Genomic DNA, 16,097 nt, shown 5'->3' with positions numbered 1-16,097 from the left:
TCTAGAGGCTGTAGTACATATCGAACTCGACCGGATGGGAAGTCATGCGCAGGCGCGTGATTTCGGCCATTTTCAGTTCGATATAGGCATCCAGCATATCGTTGCTGAACACACCGCCGCGGGTCAGGAATTCCCTATCCTGGTCCAGCGCGGCGACGGCCTCTTCGAGCGACGCGCAAACGGTCGGGATCTTGGCGTCTTCTTCGGGCGGCAGATCGTACAGATTCTTGTCGGCGGGATCTCCCGGATGAATCTTGTTCTGCACGCCGTCCAGGCCGGCCATCATCAGGGCCGAAAATGCCAGGTAAGGGTTGGCCAGCGGATCCGGGAAACGCGCTTCGACGCGGCGGCCCTTGGGGCTGCCGACGTAAGGAATGCGGATCGAGGCCGAGCGGTTGCGCGCCGAATAGGCGAGCTTGACCGGCGCTTCGAAATGCGGGACCAGGCGCTTGTACGAATTGGTGCCGGGATTGGTGATGGCGTTGAGCGCCTTGGCGTGCTTGATGATGCCGCCTATGTAGTACAGCGCGAATTCGGACAGGCCCGCGTAGCCATTGCCCGCGAACAGGTTCTGGCCGTCTTTCCAGATGGACTGGTGCACATGCATGCCCGAGCCATTGTCGCCCACGATGGGCTTGGGCATGAAAGTCGCCGTCTTGCCGTACACATGCGCGACATTGTGGACCGTGTATTTCAGGATCTGGTTCCAGTCGGCGCGCTGGACCAATGTGCTGAACTTGGTGCCGATTTCCAGCTGGCCCTGGCCCGCGACTTCGTGGTGGTGCACTTCGACCGGCACGCCTTGCTGTTCCAGCAGCAGGCACATTTCCGAACGCATGTCCTGGAAGCCGTCGACGGGGGGCACAGGCACATAGCCGCCTTTCACGCCGGGGCGGTGGCCTTGATTGCCGCCGTCCATGTCCAGGCCGCGCGACCAGGGGGCTTCGTCGGATTTGATCTTGACGAAGCAGCCCGACATATCGTCGTTCCAGGTGATGCCGTCGAATACGAAAAATTCGGGCTCAGGGCCAAAATAGGCCGTATCGCCCAGGCCGCTGGACTTCAGGTAGGCTTCGGCGCGCTTGGCCAGCGAACGGGGGTCGCGGTCGTAGCCTTTGAGGTCGGATGGCTCGACCACGTCGCAGGTCAGGATCAGGGTGGTCTCTTCGCGGAAGGGGTCCAGATGCGCAGTGCTGGAATCGGGGATCAGCACCATGTCGGAAGCTTCGATGCCCTTCCAGCCGGCGATGGACGAGCCATCGAAGGCGACGCCTGTTTCCAGTTTTTCCTCATCCACGAGGTGGCCTGGAACAGTCAGGTGATGCTCTTTACCAAGCGTGTCGGTAAAGCGGAAATCCACAAAGGCAACTTCACGGTCTGCAATTAACTTTACAACTTCTTCCGGGCTGGACATAGAGGCTCCTGAACCAATGGATTCGAAAAATAATGATGGGACATACAGCTATACGCAAAGCACGTGCCAGGTTTTAAGGGCCATAACAGCGCACAGGCCGAGGCGGAGCCGCGAGATATCACCATAATGGGGCGGATTGCCCCTTATTGGTGCAGATTGTAGTGCAAGAATCCGGGCGCGGCCGGCTATTCCAGGAATTCCGCTTGCAAGTCATTCAAAAAACGCCAGCCCAAGTCGGTCGCCTGGAAGCGCGAGGGATAAGGGTCGAGCAGGCCCCTGGCCACCGCCCGCTTGACGGCAGGCGTAATGGCCAGCACGGACAGGCCCGTGCGCTCGGGGAAACTGCCCGCCGCAACGCCGGCTTTCAGGCGCAGCGCATTGAGCATGAATTCAAAACCCAGTTCTTCGGGCGCGATGACGCGCTCTTCGGCAACATGGCTGCCGTCGCGGCGCACGGCCTTTTCCATCCAGGACGCGGGATGCTTCAATTTGGCCTGCCGCATGATCTTGTCGTGGAAGGACAGCTTCCCGTGGGCGCCCGGGCCTATGCCCAGGTAATCGCCGAACTCCCAATAATTCAGGTTGTGCAGGCAGCGCTGCCCGGCCCGGGCATAGGCCGAGACTTCGTACTGTTCCCAGCCGCCGGCGCCGGTGGCTTGCGTAATGAGGTCCTGCATGGCGGCGCTGGTGTCATCGTCCGGCACCGCCGGAGGATATTTGGCGAAGACGGTATTGGGTTCCAGCGTCAGGTGGTACAGGGACAAGTGGCCGGTCTGGAACGACATAGCCTGGCGCAGGTCCTCGGCGCAGGCGTCTATGGATTGCCCGGGCAAGGCATACATCAGATCGAGATTGACGCGCGCCACCGAGCGTTGCGCGATCTCGATCGCGTCACAGGCCTGGCGCCCGTCGTGGATGCGCCCCAGGGCTTTGAGTGCCTGGTCATCGAAGCTTTGCACACCCAGCGAAATGCGGTTCACGCCGCTGGCGGCGTAATCGGCGAAGCGCGCCGCCTCTACCGTGCCGGGGTTGGCCTCCATGGTGACTTCAGCATCGGGCAGGACATTCAGACAGGCGCGAAACATCGCCAGCATGGCGTCCATGGCCCGGGCCGAAAGCAGGCTGGGAGTGCCCCCGCCTATGAAGATGGATACCACCTGGCGCCCCCATACCAAAGGAAGCGCCTGTTCGAGATCGGCCTGCAAGGCCGCCAGGTACTCCTGCTCGGGTATTTCATTCTTGAGCTCGTGGGAATTGAAGTCGCAATAAGGGCATTTACGTACGCACCATGGCACATGGACATACAGCGACAGCGGCGGCAGGCTGGTAAGCACGGACTTGCTGCCCACGCGCGGGATGACGCCGGGTTTTCTGGTCTTTGCTTCGGGCACGATGGAGAAGGTAGGATGCACCTGGGTCTCGGTAAATTGATTCGGGGCTATGGCTTAATTCGGGGCTATGGCCGCAGTCTGCCGGCGCAAGGCGTGCAGCAGCGTTTTCAAGGCCTGGGCGCGATGGCTGCAGCGATTCTTTATGGCCGGGTCGAGCTCGGCCACGGTTTTACCCAGGGCCGGCACATAAAAATGCGGATCATAGCCGAACCCGTTGGATCCGCGCGGGACGTCTATGATTTCGCCCTGCCACAGGCCCTGCGCGATGATGGGCATGGGGTCGTCGGCCGAGCGCAGATACACCAGCACGGCGACATAGCAGGCGGATCGATCCTGGCTGGCGGCAAGCTGCCGCAGCAGATGGCGGTTATTGGCGGCATCGGATTTCTCGCCGCCGGCCAGCAGGGCGAAACGCGCCGAATACACCCCCGGGGCGCCGTCGAGTGCCGCCACGCATAAGCCCGAATCGTCGGCCAGCGCGGGCAGCCCGGTGATCCGGCTCGCATGCCGCGCCTTGAGCAGCGCGTTTTCGACAAAAGTGGCGAATGGCTCCTGCGCCTCGGGCACGCCCAGTTCGCCCTGCGCAACCATGGCAATGTCCGCCTGCGCCAGGATGGCCGAAAACTCCTTCAGCTTGCCCGCATTGTTGGAGGCCAGAACCACTTTAGACATCGCCATGCTCCTTCGAACCATCTTTGACCAGTAAAGAAACCAGCTCCTTGGCAAATACGGGAAGCCGGTCGAACTGCCTGACGCAAATGTGCAGGCGCCGCAAAGCCCACTCGTCGTTGAGGGAAATAATTTTCAGGGGTAGATCTTTCACATAGCGGCGAGCGGCGGATTCGGGGATCACGCCGATTCCCACCTGCGCGGCGATCATGCGGCAGGCGGCTTCGAAATTGCCGATCTCGACGCGAAAGCGCAACACCCGGCCCAGATCGTCGGCCGCCTGCAGCAAGAAGGCATGGATGGCGCTGGCCTCGGACAAGCCCACGTAGTCGTAGCCCAGGGTCTGGTCGAAGTCCACGGCGGACTGCTGCGCCAGCACATGATCCTGGTGCGTCACCAGCACCAGGCGGTCGGTCCTGTAAGGCAGGAACTCGATACTCTCGCCGCCGCCGGCCTGCGCGGTAATGCCGATATCGGCCGTGCCATCGGCGACCGCCTTGACGACCAGGTAGCTGAGGCGCTCGCGCAATTCGACGTTCACATCGGGATGCCCGGCCAGGTAATTGGCCAATATGGCCGGCATGAATTCATTCATGGCCGTCGTATTGGCGTATACCCTCACCCTGCCTTTGACGCCGCTGGCATATTCTTGAATATCGCCGCGCAGGTGTTCCAGCTGGCGCAGCACCACGCGGGCATGGCGCACAAAGGCCTCGCCCGAGGGCGTCAGCGTCACGCCCTGGCTGTTGCGATAGAAAAGCGCCGTCCCCAAGTGTTTCTCGAGATTCTTGACGCGGTTGCTGGCGGCCGGCAGCGACAGGAAAGAACGCTCGGCTCCCTTGGTCATGCTGTGGGCGCCGGCAACGTTGACCATCAACTGCATGTCGGTCAAATCAAAGTGCATCGCCATGTATGGATATTTCTCTTCAAAATTGGCAAACCCCCGCTTAAGCAAGCAATAATTGGCAAGCGGTCCGCATTAAGGCAAAGTAGCAGGCATTGTAATGAAACCGGACGCCCATACACCATGCAGCAATCCCCCCAGCCATTCCAGGAAATCCGCGACGCCATCCGCGATCTCTGTTCGCAGTTCCCGCCTGAATACTTCCGCAAGATCGACAACGAACGCGGCTATCCCGAAGAATTCGTCAATACCTTGACCGAGGCCGGCTGGCTGGCCGCCCTGATACCCGACGAATACGGCGGTTCCGGCCTGAGCCTGACCGAAGCGTCGGTCATCATGGAGGAAATCAACCGCAGCGGCGGCAATTCAGGCGTATGCCACGGCCAAATGTACAACATGGGCACCCTGCTGCGCCACGGCTCCGCCGAGCAGAAGCAGCGCTACCTGCCGCGCATCGCCAGCGGCGAACTGCGCCTGCAGTCCATGGGCGTGACCGAACCCACGACAGGCACCGATACCACCAAGATCAAGACCACGGCGGTCAAGCGCGGCGACCGCTACGTCATCAATGGGCAAAAGGTATGGATATCGCGCATCCAGCATTCCGACCTGATGATTCTGCTGGCCCGCACCACGCCCCTGGAGGAGGTCAAGAAGAAATCCGAAGGCATGTCGATTTTTATCGTCGACCTGCATCAGGCCATAGGCAAGGGCATGGAAGTGCGCCCCATACTGAACATGGTCAACCATGAAACCAATGAGCTGTTTTTCGACAACCTGGAAATCCCCGCCGAAAACCTCATCGGCGAAGAAGGCAAGGGTTTCAAGTATATCCTGGATGGCCTGAACGCCGAGCGCACGCTGATCGCCGCCGAATGCATAGGCGACGGCCACTGGTTCATCGACAAGGTTTCGGCCTATGTAAAGGAACGCATCGTCTTCAACCGCCCTATCGGGCAAAACCAGGGCGTGCAGTTTCCCATCGCCCGCGCGCATATCAATGTCGAAGCCGCAAGCCTGATGCGCTACGAGGCCTGCCGGCTGTACGACGCCCATCAGCCCTGCGGCGCCCAGGCCAATATGGCCAAGCTGCTGGCGGCCGACGCGTCGTGGGAAGCCGCCAACGCCTGCCTGCAGTTCCATGGCGGCTTCGGCTTTGCCAACGAATACGATATCGAGCGCAAATTCCGCGAGACCCGCCTGTACCAGGTCGCGCCCATCTCCACCAACCTGATTCTTTCCTACGTCGCCGAACATGTGCTGGGCCTGCCCCGCTCATTCTGAACCTGGCCACCTTGTAGCCCTATACTTACCCCATCGAACTCCTGGCTGGAAACCATCATGACTCATCCCAGTGCCGAACTCGCAGAATTTGCCGCCCAGCTCGCTTACGAAGACATTCCGCCCGCGGTGCTGCGCCGCGCGGAAGACCTGATGCTCGACTGCCTTGCCTCAATACTGGCCGGTTCCAGCGCGCGCCCGGTGCAGGCCATGGCGCAGTTCGCCGACACCATGGGTCCCGCCGGCGGCCCGTCGGAGAACATGGTCACGCGGCGCGGCACCAGCCCGCTGTTCGCCGCCCTGGTCAATGCGGCGTCGGCCCATATGGTCGAGCAGGACGACGTGCACAACGGCTCGGTGTTCCACCCCGGGGCCGTGGTCTTCCCCGCGGCCATTGCCACGGCCCAGGCGCTGGGTCGATCCGGCCGGGACTTGCTGACAGCCAGCGTGGCGGGTTACGAGGTCGGCATACGGGTGGGCGAATTCCTGGGGCGCTCGCACTACAAGATTTTCCACACCACAGGCACCGCCGGCGCGCTGGCCGCGGCGGTGGCCGTGGGCCGCCTGCTCAATCTGGACAACCAGCAAATGCTCAACGCGCTGGGCTCGGCGGGCACGCAAGCCGCCGGCTTGTGGGAATTCCTGCGCGATGCCGCCGATTCCAAGCAGTTGCATACTGCCAAGGCGGCGGCCAACGGCCTGACGGCCGCATACCTGGCGCACGAGGGCTTCACCGGCGCGCGGCATATCCTCGAAGGCCCCCAAGGGATGGCCGCGGGCATGTCGCAGGATGCCGACCCGGCCAGGCTCACCGACCGGCTGGGCACGCGCTGGACGGTGTTGGAAACCTCGTTCAAATACCATGCCTCATGCCGCCATACGCATCCGGCAGCCGATGCGCTGCTGCAGGTGGTGCAGGCGCAGGGATTGGCCCTGGACGATATTGCGAAGGTGGTGGCGCACGTGCACCAGGGCGCGATCGATGTGCTGGGGCCGGTGACGGACCCGGCCACGGTGCATCAGTCGAAGTTCTCGATGGGGACGGTGCTGGGCCTGATCGCGCAGCAGCGCCGCGCGGGGCTGCCGGAGTTCGACGCGGCGCTCGACGATCCGGCTATCGCCGCTTTCCGGGATCTGGTCGAGATGGAGCTGGATGCGGAGGTGGATGCCGCTTACCCGGCCCGGTGGATAGGCAAGGTGACCGTGCAGACCCGCGATGGCCGGACTTTGTCGGGCCGGGTGGACGAACCCAAGGGCGACCCGGGCAACTCCCTGTCGCGCGCGGAAATCGAGGACAAGGCGCTGCGCCTGGGCACCTACCGCAATGCGGCCAGCAAGGAGGAAAGCCAGGCCTTGATCGAAAAGGTATGGGGTCTAGCCGGGACGGAGCTGGTGGGGCGGTTCGTAGGCTAGTGTCGCATCGCCTGATTCAGCCCAGCGCCTGCTTTTGAAAGGCAATGAGCTGGACAATGCCATCGCGCGCCAGGTCCAGCAGCTCGTCCAGCGCCTTCCTGTCGAAAGTCTGCCCTTCCGCCGTCCCCTGCACCTCCACGAAATGCCCCGCGCCCGTCATGACGACATTCATGTCGGCGCCGCAGCCGGAATCCTCGATGTAATCCAGGTCCAGCACAGCAAGGCCATCGACCAGGCCAACGGACACCGCAGCCACATGATCGCGCAAAGGATTGGACGCCACCAAGCCTTGTTCCAGCAGCCCGCGCGTGGCGATTGCCGCCGCCACCCAGGCCCCCGTAATGCTCGCGCAGCGCGTTCCGCCATCGGCCTGCAGCACATCGCAATCCAGCTGCAGCGTGCGTTCGCCCAAAGCCGTCAAGTCGAACACGGCCCGCAGGCTGCGGCCGATCAGGCGCTGGATTTCCTGCGTGCGCCCGCTTTGCTTGCCGCGCGCCGCTTCGCGGTCCGAGCGGGTATGCGTGGAGCGCGGCAGCATGCCATATTCCGCGGTGACCCAGCCCTGGCCCTTGCCTTTCAGGAACGGCGGCACTTTTTCCAGCACGCTGGCATTGCACAGCACATGCGTATCGCCCGCCTTGATCAGCACCGAGCCTTCGGCATGGCGCGTATAGCCGACCTCGATGGACAGCGGCCGCAATTCGGTGGTCGAGCGCCCCGTCGGGCGAACGGTGGCGGGTGTAAGCGTGGATGGCGACAAGTAAAACTCCATTGTTCTGATAAGTGGCGATAATATGATGATTCTCTCATGCCAGGCGATCGCATGAGGCACCGGCAAGGCCAGGCAAGCCAGGCTGCGGCTTACAATAACAGCTTTACGCCAAAGAACAGGACTCCTTCCTTATGATCCGTAGCATGACCGCCTTCGGCAACGCCCGCGCCGAATCCGCGCACGGCAGCGTCACGATTGAATTCCGTACCGTCAACAGCAGGTTCCTGGACATCAATTTCCGTCTGCCGGAGGACTTGCGCATGGTCGAGGGCCCGATCCGCGAAAAACTCGGCCAGGCGGTTACACGCGGCAAGGTCGAGATCCGGGTCAATTATGCGCGCGCCGACACCCGCAGCGATGTCAGCCTGGATCCCGAATACCTCCGCGCCCTGGCCGAACAGCTCGAGGCGGCGCGCCGGGTCATTCCCGACATCCCCGCGCCGCGCCTGACCGAGCTGCTCAACGGATCAAACGGCGCCGAAAGCGCATCCTTCGATACGGAGGCATGGACGGCAATGTGCCTGGAAGCAACGGCCCAGGCGCTGGCCGAACTGCAGGCCGCCCGCGAGCGCGAGGGCCAGCGCCTGGCCGCCATGATGCAGGAATGCGCCCGCGAAGTGGCCGCCATCGTCGATCGGGTCGAAAAAGACTTGCCCGCCGTGCTTGCCGAGCACCAGGAAAAAATCAGCAACAAGCTGCGCGACGCCTTGATGGCGGTCAGCCCCGACGGCTTTGCGCAGATCAGCGGCGCGGAGCTTTCCGCCCGCATCGCCCAGGAAGCATCGCTGTTCTCGCTGCGCATAGACGTCGCCGAAGAACTGTCGCGCCTGCGCTCGCATATCGCCGAGATCGGGCATTTGTTGAGCACAGGCGGAACCGCCGGCGGCAAAGGCAAGAGCAGCGGCAGCGCGGGCAAGCGCCTGGATTTCCTGTTCCAGGAAATGAACCGGGAAGCCAACACCCTGGGCTCCAAAGCCAGCGCCCTGAGCGTGACGCGCGCGGCCATCGACCTGAAATTGCTGATAGAACAGATGCGAGAACAGGCCGCCAATCTGGAGTAGCGGAGTACGCTATCGCTCATCCTGCGCCGGCGGCATTTCGGAGGCATCCCGCCGTATCGAAATGCACTTGGCAAACCTAGCCAAACGTGAACGCGTACGCCTGAACGCCAGGATCGAGGAATTCAATCTCGAAAGTCCGATCGCGAACCGGCCCGCTCTGGCGCACCAGTTGGTACAGGCGCTGGCTCGACACCTCGCCCGCGCCGTCCTCGGACACGTCGGCGCCGTGGTCGCGTCCGGGCGGCGCGCCGTCGACGCGTATGCGGAATCTTATGGGATGGCCGGCCTGGTCAGGGCCGAGCACAAGATGCAGATCGCGCGCATGAAAGCGAAACAGAAGCTTGCCGCCAGGCCGCTCCAGGCGCGCATTCTCTTGAGCGACGGTCCATTCGCCCGCAAGCGCCCATTGGTTCAACTCCAAAGCCGTGTTCGGCACGTAGCCATGCGCGGTATCGCGGCGCTGTCCGCCCTGCGAGGCGAAATGCTCGGCCCGGCCGTAGCCTATGTAGGTCTCGGGCGACCCGATGGCGGACATATCCGGGGCCATTTGCACCCCTTGGGCATCGACCTTGACCAACGGGCCCGGCACGTTCCGATGGCCGGCTTCGGCGAGCAGCTGCTGTATCACGCGCTCGGACTGATCGTATTGCCCTTCGCCGAAGTGGTGAAAGCGGATGCGCCCCTGCGCGTCCACGAAATAGTGGGCGGGCCAATACTGGTTGTCGAAGGCTTTCCAGATCGCATAATCATTGTCGATGGCCACCGGATAGTCGATGCCGAGATCGGCCACGGCCCGCTTCACATTATCGACGTTTTTCTCGAACGCGAACTCCGGCGCATGCACGCCGACCACCACCAGCCCCTGGTCCCGGTATTTCTCCGCCCAGGCGCGCACATACGGCAATGCGCGCAGGCAATTGATGCACGAGTAGGTCCAGAAATCGATCAGCACGACTTTGCCGCGCAAATCCTGCGCCGACAGCGGCGGCGAGTTCAGCCACTGCACCGCGCCACTCAAGGCGGGCAGGACGCCTTCGACAGGCAGGGCCGGGACCGAGCCGGCGGCTGCTTCGGCTGCGCCGCGCATCGAACCGGACATACCGGAGCCATTCGCCATATCCGTTCTGACTTTGCCGGGCGTGAGCTTGGCGATCAGCGCATCCTCCAGGCGCGTGGTGCTTGCCACCGAAAGCCGCGCCAGTACACCCGTGTCCAATCCGGAAACGATCGCCGCGGCCCCGCCCAGCATCGCGATTCCGAGCCCGCGCCGTATCCATTCGCCCGCGCCCAGGCCGCGTTTCATTGCCGCGAAAACCTTCGCGCCTGCAAACAGGGCAAGCCCGAGCGAGGTCGCCGCGCCCGCCGCATAGGCCAGCAGCAGCAAGGTAGTGCCCACGCTTGCGCCTTGAAGCGCCGCCCCGGTAAGAACCAGCCCCAGAATGGGGCCGGCGCAAGGCGCCCAGAGCAGGCCGGTGGCGCTGCCCAGGATGAAGGATGAAATGGGCGTAGCATTCGCGCGCGCGCCGGAATTGCCTGCCATTCGATTGCCCATGGCCACGAAAGGCCGGCTGAGCATGTCGGACAGCGCAGGAAAGATCAGCGCCAGGCCAAAAATCACGATAAGCGCCACCGCGGCCCACCTGCCGTATTCATTGGCTTTGACGACCCACCCTCCTCCGACCGCGGCCAGCGTGGCGAAGGCCGCGAATGTCAATGCCATCCCTGCCAGCAGCGGAAGACGGGCGCGCACGAACGACTGGTCGGCGCGGGCGAACACAAAAGGCAGCACAGGCAGGATGCAAGGACTCAAAATCGTCAATACACCGCCCAGATACGCCAACAAGAAAAGAAGCATACACAAGTCCCGACAATACCCACGGCGCCATCACGGCACTGTTCCAGGCACCTGAATTATGCCCAGGCAATCATGCCAAAGTCATCGCGAAGATCTCACGTTTTCGTGATAATGCGGTCCGCGCGGCCGCCAGGATGGCGCCGATCCGCCGCTGCGCCCGGCGCACATGCTCATCCGCAGCGAAGGGCTCGGCGGCATACCGGCCACCTCGCGGCCGCTTGAAGGGAAACACAAGTAGGGGCCGGGAACAAATATAATGGAACAAGATCCATTCAGTTTTCCAGTTTTTTTTGCCGGAGACGCCCATGACTGCCTGCTCGTCGCGTATCGCGTTTGTTCTGCTGTTGCTGGCGACAGGCCTGCTGGCTGCATGCGCCATGCCGGCGGCGCAGACCCCGCCGGCCACGCAAGCCCCTGCGCAAAGCACCGCTGGCGCGCCTGTCACCGTCCAGTTCGTCAACCCTTCCGGGCTCGCGGAAGTCCGCAACAACCCCCAGCAAGGCGACAGCTATAACAAGGCGTGGATGGATGCCTTGAGCAGGCATCTCGAGCAGCGCGCTCCCCGCTACCTGGCGCCCGATACGCACTTGCTCGTTCAATTCACCGAAATCAAGCTCGCCGGGGATTACGAGCCCTGGCGACGCGCCGCGCTGGACAATGTGCGCATCGTGCGCGACATCTACCCTCCACGCATCGACCTGAACTACCAGCTCACCGGCAGCAAAGGCCAGACTCTCAAGCAAGGCAGCAGCAAGTTGCGCGATCCCGCCTTTCTCATGCAGGTGCGCGGCTATCCCAGTGACCCGCTGCGCTACGAAAAGAGCATGCTGGACGATTGGCTGCAGCAGGAGTTCGGGACAGACTGATTCCCGCCCAAGGCCAGACCTGAGCGCAACGGCGCCCCTACCGCCGCGCCGCAAGGCCGCCGCGAAGCCAGCCCTCGTGGTGACCAGGCATGGGGGGCAGCCTGAACTGGATATATTGTTCGATATGCTTGTTGAAAGAGTGGACCGCCAGCCGGGCTATAAACCATTTTTCCCGCCGTATGCAGCACTCGCGGGACTCGCCGGCGCGCTCGGTCTGCCTCAACTCTTCAAGAAGTGTTGCCGCTTTACGCTTGAGTTCACCCAGCCTTTCCAGATCGTACTCAAGCTCGCTCCTACATTGCTCCATGTTTTACTCCTGGCTAACCGCGGTTTGGATCGACGAACAAGTATATCGACCGCTTTAATGATTTGTAAATACGAATCATTACTAGCTATTGCGAAATAACAAGCTCTGATGAACGCGACCGGCCAGTGGCGTTGCATCCATGCGGCACCCGGCCCATTGCTTCCCATGATGCCTCCGCCTATCAGGCAGTTTGCGCAAAGCGGGTCGAATTACCAGCTTGGCTTGCGAGCGCAACCCGCCCCAATGAACACTGCCGCGGCCAATAGCCACAGCCAGGCAGCGGCTGGAATCCTCGGCGGTGATGGCGTCGATACGCGAGGCTCCAACGCATAGCCTTCCACGTTTACGGCTGCCGCAGGCAATTGCGCAGGCGCAGCCGTTGCCGAGGCCGGCGGTGTCACGGCAGGCGCCGGCTGCTCCATCCCCGCCAACGGCGTGGCCTTGCACGATGGCAAGACACAATCCGCCCCGTGCCGGGCGACGCTGTCGGCGAGCGCCTGCTCCAGCTGCTGACGATCGGCCGCATCGGCCTGCCAGGCGCCGCGGTCGATGGCGGTCAATAGCGTTTCAAGCAGGTGCTGGCGGGCGTGGGGATTATGCTGGTCGAAATAGGCTTTCATATCCAGGCCGTACTGGTCGTCGACGTACACCGACTTGACCTCGGCCCAATCCGCGTCGCTGACCAATTCAGGCGTGGTGACATCCCACAGCAGCATGTGGTCGGGCAGGTCCGCCATGTAGCGCGCGCCGTTGTAGCCGCTGTCCTGCATGGCGCGGATCCAGGCCGGGTTGAAGTAGCGCGCCTGCAGTTCCCGGCCATAGGCGCGGGCCAGCGGCTCCAGCCGCGCGGCGCCGGGGCGGGTGTCCTTCATATCCGCAATGTAATTGGCGACCTGGCGGCCTGTGTGTTCGCGCACCGCCATGCCGAGGCCGCCCAGATAGGCGGCGGGCATGCTGGTATCCAGCAGCCCGTAGGTGTTGGAGCTGCGGCTGAACACGGCCGCTTCCACGCCCGACATCTGCGCGATGAAGCCTTGCGCGTCGGGCGCGCCGCTGTCGGTTTCGCCGTAGGCGTGGCCCAGGCGGCCGGTATAGAGCTGGGTCAGGCGGGCATCGTTCCACTCGGCGCCCGCCTTGATGGCGAACTGCGTCGATGGCGAATAGGCGCCCGGCGCCGTCGAGTAGATGCGGCGGTCGGCGCGCCGCCTGGCCTCCTCGGCGCTCACACCGGCCGCGCGCAGTCCCTGCTCGACCGCCAGGCTGCCGGCGCGCACGGCGTTATCGCTTTCCCGCGCGGCGGCCGCCAGCCGCACGGCCTTGTCGAGCATCGCGATCTTGTCGCGGAAGTGATCCCTATAGGTGCCGGACGTCGTGACCAGCACATCCACGCGCGGGCGGCCCAGCGCGGCGCGATCATCCAGCGCGACATCGACTACCTCGCCGCGCGGGTTCCACACAGGCCGGGCGCCCAGCAGCCGCAGGATCTGCGCTTCAATGGCGCCTTCGTTCTGTGTGGATTCGACCGACCACAGCACGAAGGCCACCTTGCGGGGCGGGCTGCCATGCTCGCTCCGATAGGTCTCGATCAGTTCATCGGCCAGGCGCGCTCCGGTCTCCCAGGCCTGCGCCGTCGGCAGGCGGCGGGTGGCGAAGGTGTAGGGATTGCGGCCGGGCGGCAGCGCATCGGGATTGCGCAGGGCATCGGCCATCGGCCCCGGCTCGACATAGCGGCCGTCCAGCGCGTCCAGCAGCGCATCGATTTCACGCGGGGCCGCGGCGATGCGCGCGGCATAGTCCTCGATGCGCGTAGTGAGCGCCGAAGGCGGCCGCGCCGCGCCGCCGGCCATGACGGCGCGAACCACGTCCAGGGCGGGCGGCTTGCCCGTGTCGCCGGCCAGCATGGCGTGCACCATGCGCGCGGCCGTATCCGCGTCCGGCGCCTGGCCCAGCACATGGCCTCCAACCGGCATCACCGATGCCGCGACTTCGCCGAGATACCCGCGCAGGCGCGTTTCCAGGTCCGCCCAGGCGGCGCGCAGGGGGTCCAGACCGAGCTCCCGCGCATGCGGCTGCGCCGCGCTGCGCAGTGCCTGCCTGGCGGGATCACCTTGCCTTGTTTGCGCGGCCGTTTCCAGCTGCTTTTGCAGCGCCGCGAGCGCGGGCGGCAGGCCGGCCTGCGCGAGCGGGGGCATGAAGCCTATCGTCGCCGCGTTGGCGCGCCGCTTGTTGCCGATGCCGCCATTGGCCTGCAGCGGCGTCGGCTGAATGTGAGGCAGGTCGCCGATCAGCGTGCCGATCCAGTCGTCGCGCGCCGGGCCTTGCTGCTTGCCTGGCATGAGCGACAACTGCGTAAAGAGCGGAACATAGGCGTCCGCGTGGTAGGCGCGCGCCATCCAGAGATAGAACGCGATATATTGATGATGCGGCGGCAAGGCATCCGTGGAGGCCAGCGCCCCGGCGTCCTGGAGGTAGCCCCACACCGGATGCGGCGCCAGCGCCACCTTGCCAAAACGCAAGACCGGAATGACGAGAGAGCGCTTGCCGGCATCGTCGGTGTAGACCATGATGCGCCCGGGCGGCGGCCCCCAACGCGACTCGGTCGCGGCGCGCAACGCCGGCGGCAATCGACGGTACCACAACAGATATTCGGATTCCGGAATCGCCACCGCGCTGCCCTCGGCCAGCCTGCGGGCCAGTTCGGCGCGAGCGTCCTTGGCTTGCGCGTCGGCCTCGCCGCTGTGACCGTCGCTTCCCCACAAGCCGGCACTGACGTTGGCGCCGTCGCGCGCCATGCGGCGGGCCAGCGCCTGCGCGCCGGGCAGCGGTTCGTCGCCGACGTCATAGCCTTCCTCGCGCAGGCGGCGCAGCAGCGCGGCCAGGCTGGCCTGCGCATCGAGATAGCTGTCGGGATCGCTGCCGACATCGGCCTGGTCGGCCGCTTCGCTATGATAGGCAATCACCAGCCGCTTGCCGGCGTTGGACTGACGATGCAGGCGCGCCCAGGCCAGCGCCCGCGCCACACGCCACGAAACCTGCTCGGCGATGGGCTGGTGCACCACGGCGCCATCCTCGCGCACGACGCGCGCCCCGACCATCATGGGTTCCACAATGCCGTTGGCCTCGCTCAGCGCGAGCTGTCCGCTGCGGTCCGGCGCGAAGCCGCCAGGATCGGCGCGCCATTGCGCCGGATCGCGGCTGTAGTCGGTGGTGCAGCCCAGCACCGCCACTCCCAATGCCCGGGCCTCTTCCACGCCCGCCCGGTGGTCCGTATAGTCGATCTGGCTTGCGCACAGAACCAGCACATCCACGGCCGGCGCGCCGTCCGCGCCGCGCAGCAGGCGCAGCGTATCGTGGCTGTCGCTGCGCCACAGCGGGACGGGCAGCCCGCCCTGGCGCTCCGTTTCCGAGATCAGCGCATCGACCACGGCCGCGTTGTTGCCCAGCGCGAGGCTGCGGTAGAAGACAATCCCGACCCGCGGCCCGGCGCCGGCTTCGCCGCGACGCTGCTTCATCCAGGCCAGATAGGCCTTCAGGTCGGGAAAGCTGCCGGCATGGGCCGGATGGTAGAACGCGCGGTCCGGATATTCGATAGGCGGGCGAACCTCACGGCCCATTCCCAGCAGGCGCGCGCCCAGATAATCGAACAGGCGCGTGTAGTTTTCCACGGTGGCGTTGCGCCAATACCTGATGGCGTCCGGCACCGCGGCCTGAGCGACATTGCCGCGCACCCATTCATCGCCGTTGAGAACCAGAACATGGGTTTGCCGCGCCGCCGCGTCCAGGCGCCCGCGGTACTGCGCCAGCCGGGGGCCCACACCTTCCACCACGACCAGGTCGTAGTCGCCCAGATCGACCGAATCGATGCCCGGCAGTTGGCCGCCGCCCAGGCCGAAGAGATCGATCGCCATCCCCGGCGCCTGGCGCGCAGCGGCCGCGCGCATCAAGGTCGGCTGCTGGGCCAGTTCTATCGAAATGACCGCGATGCGCGGAGGCGCGCCGGCGTGATCCGCCGCGGCGGCCGGCGGCAGACCCGCAAGCCATAAGATTGCGGCGCACAGCCACAGGCGCCAGGCGAGCCAGCGCCAGTCGCCCGGCGGGCGATCGAAAGACATTTTCCCATTCCCGCGGCCAAGGGCGGGCATCCGGCTATGGCTTCTGTCCATG

Annotated in this window: 13 protein-coding genes; 4 read left to right on the top strand and 9 right to left on the bottom strand. The window is 64.4% G+C overall.

Annotated features, from left to right (window positions below; genetic code table 11):
- Position 1 precedes the first annotated feature (1 nt).
- The 4 genes from glnA to BUB23_RS11120 all read right to left on the bottom strand — a co-directional run bounded on the left by glnA (position 2) and on the right by BUB23_RS11120 (position 4,384).
- Positions 2–1,414, bottom strand: a complete 1,413-nt coding sequence (gene glnA, locus BUB23_RS11135) for a type I glutamate--ammonia ligase (protein WP_073103198.1) — start codon at positions 1,412–1,414, stop codon at positions 2–4.
- A gap of 185 nt (positions 1,415–1,599) precedes the next feature.
- Complete coding sequence (gene hemW / locus BUB23_RS11130) at positions 1,600–2,805, bottom strand: radical SAM family heme chaperone HemW (RefSeq protein ID WP_245801247.1); 1,206 nt, start codon at positions 2,803–2,805, stop codon at positions 1,600–1,602.
- Positions 2,806–2,859: 54 nt separating this feature from the next.
- The gene (rdgB, locus tag BUB23_RS11125) at positions 2,860–3,477 is read right to left on the bottom strand and encodes an RdgB/HAM1 family non-canonical purine NTP pyrophosphatase (RefSeq protein ID WP_143160954.1); all 618 of its coding nucleotides are present in this window, start codon (positions 3,475–3,477) and stop codon (positions 2,860–2,862) included.
- Positions 3,470–4,384, bottom strand: a complete 915-nt coding sequence (locus BUB23_RS11120) for a LysR family transcriptional regulator (RefSeq protein ID WP_073103196.1) — start codon at positions 4,382–4,384, stop codon at positions 3,470–3,472. The genes rdgB and BUB23_RS11120 overlap by 8 nt, the downstream gene beginning before the upstream one ends.
- 117 nt (positions 4,385–4,501) lie before the next feature.
- Here BUB23_RS11120 and BUB23_RS11115 point away from each other — a divergent pair, with 117 nt between their 5' ends.
- Complete coding sequence (locus tag BUB23_RS11115; RefSeq protein WP_073103195.1) at positions 4,502–5,662, top strand: acyl-CoA dehydrogenase family protein; 1,161 nt, start codon at positions 4,502–4,504, stop codon at positions 5,660–5,662.
- Positions 5,663–5,719: 57 nt separating this feature from the next.
- Positions 5,720–7,072, top strand: coding sequence for an MmgE/PrpD family protein (locus BUB23_RS11110; protein ID WP_073103194.1), 1,353 nt, complete (start codon positions 5,720–5,722; stop codon positions 7,070–7,072).
- A 16-nt stretch (positions 7,073–7,088) separates the two neighbouring features.
- On the opposite strand, the gene rph is transcribed toward BUB23_RS11110, so the two are convergent.
- The gene (gene rph, locus BUB23_RS11105) at positions 7,089–7,844 is read right to left on the bottom strand and encodes a ribonuclease PH (protein ID WP_073103193.1); all 756 of its coding nucleotides are present in this window, start codon (positions 7,842–7,844) and stop codon (positions 7,089–7,091) included.
- Positions 7,845–7,975: 131 nt separating this feature from the next.
- Here rph and BUB23_RS11100 point away from each other — a divergent pair, with 131 nt between their 5' ends.
- Positions 7,976–8,905, top strand: a complete 930-nt coding sequence (locus BUB23_RS11100; protein WP_073103192.1) for a YicC/YloC family endoribonuclease — start codon at positions 7,976–7,978, stop codon at positions 8,903–8,905.
- Positions 8,906–8,981: 76 nt separating this feature from the next.
- Here the strand turns inward: BUB23_RS11100 and BUB23_RS11095 are convergent, their stop codons facing one another.
- A complete protein-coding gene (locus tag BUB23_RS11095) occupies positions 8,982–10,760 on the bottom strand; it encodes a cytochrome c biogenesis protein DipZ (protein ID WP_073103191.1) in 1,779 nt (592 codons plus the stop codon).
- Positions 10,761–10,830: 70 nt separating this feature from the next.
- The gene (locus BUB23_RS11090) at positions 10,831–11,067 is read right to left on the bottom strand and encodes a hypothetical protein (protein WP_073103190.1); all 237 of its coding nucleotides are present in this window, start codon (positions 11,065–11,067) and stop codon (positions 10,831–10,833) included.
- Between BUB23_RS11090 and BUB23_RS11085 the strand changes: the two genes are divergently transcribed.
- A complete protein-coding gene (locus BUB23_RS11085; protein WP_073103189.1) occupies positions 11,066–11,626 on the top strand; it encodes a DUF3016 domain-containing protein in 561 nt (186 codons plus the stop codon). The genes BUB23_RS11090 and BUB23_RS11085 overlap by 2 nt on opposite strands.
- Before the next feature lie 37 nt (positions 11,627–11,663).
- On the opposite strand, the gene BUB23_RS11080 is transcribed toward BUB23_RS11085, so the two are convergent.
- Both BUB23_RS11080 and BUB23_RS11075 read right to left on the bottom strand, forming a co-directional pair.
- Positions 11,664–11,933: a hypothetical protein gene (locus BUB23_RS11080; RefSeq protein ID WP_073103188.1), complete on the bottom strand. Its 270-nt coding sequence runs from the start codon at positions 11,931–11,933 to the stop codon at positions 11,664–11,666.
- A gap of 209 nt (positions 11,934–12,142) precedes the next feature.
- Entirely contained in the window at positions 12,143–16,045 is a 3,903-nt protein-coding gene (locus tag BUB23_RS11075) for a cobaltochelatase subunit CobN (protein ID WP_143160953.1), read from the bottom strand.
- Positions 16,046–16,097 lie beyond the last annotated feature (52 nt).

This window comes from Pollutimonas bauzanensis (assembly GCF_900129885.1).
Lineage (GTDB): Bacteria > Pseudomonadota > Gammaproteobacteria > Burkholderiales > Burkholderiaceae_B > Pollutimonas > Pollutimonas bauzanensis.
This window is presented reverse-complemented; position numbering and strand designations above follow the sequence as displayed.

What these genes read in the sequence shown, in the direction of transcription:
- glnA (WP_073103198.1), bottom strand. Translation starts at nt 1,414, where the DNA reads ATGTCCAGCCCGGAAGAAGTTGTAAAGTTAATTGCAGACCGTGAAGTT.
- rdgB (WP_143160954.1), bottom strand. Translation starts at nt 3,477, where the DNA reads ATGTCTAAAGTGGTTCTGGCCTCCAACAATGCGGGCAAGCTGAAGGAG.
- BUB23_RS11120 (WP_073103196.1), bottom strand. Translation starts at nt 4,384, where the DNA reads ATGGCGATGCACTTTGATTTGACCGACATGCAGTTGATGGTCAACGTT.
- BUB23_RS11115 (WP_073103195.1), top strand. Translation starts at nt 4,502, where the DNA reads ATGCAGCAATCCCCCCAGCCATTCCAGGAAATCCGCGACGCCATCCGC.
- BUB23_RS11110 (WP_073103194.1), top strand. Translation starts at nt 5,720, where the DNA reads ATGACTCATCCCAGTGCCGAACTCGCAGAATTTGCCGCCCAGCTCGCT.
- rph (WP_073103193.1), bottom strand. Translation starts at nt 7,844, where the DNA reads ATGGAGTTTTACTTGTCGCCATCCACGCTTACACCCGCCACCGTTCGC.
- BUB23_RS11100 (WP_073103192.1), top strand. Translation starts at nt 7,976, where the DNA reads ATGATCCGTAGCATGACCGCCTTCGGCAACGCCCGCGCCGAATCCGCG.
- BUB23_RS11095 (WP_073103191.1), bottom strand. Translation starts at nt 10,760, where the DNA reads ATGCTTCTTTTCTTGTTGGCGTATCTGGGCGGTGTATTGACGATTTTG.
- BUB23_RS11085 (WP_073103189.1), top strand. Translation starts at nt 11,066, where the DNA reads ATGACTGCCTGCTCGTCGCGTATCGCGTTTGTTCTGCTGTTGCTGGCG.
- BUB23_RS11090 (WP_073103190.1), bottom strand. Translation starts at nt 11,067, where the DNA reads ATGGGCGTCTCCGGCAAAAAAAACTGGAAAACTGAATGGATCTTGTTC.
- BUB23_RS11080 (WP_073103188.1), bottom strand. Translation starts at nt 11,933, where the DNA reads ATGGAGCAATGTAGGAGCGAGCTTGAGTACGATCTGGAAAGGCTGGGT.
- BUB23_RS11075 (WP_143160953.1), bottom strand. Translation starts at nt 16,045, where the DNA reads ATGTCTTTCGATCGCCCGCCGGGCGACTGGCGCTGGCTCGCCTGGCGC.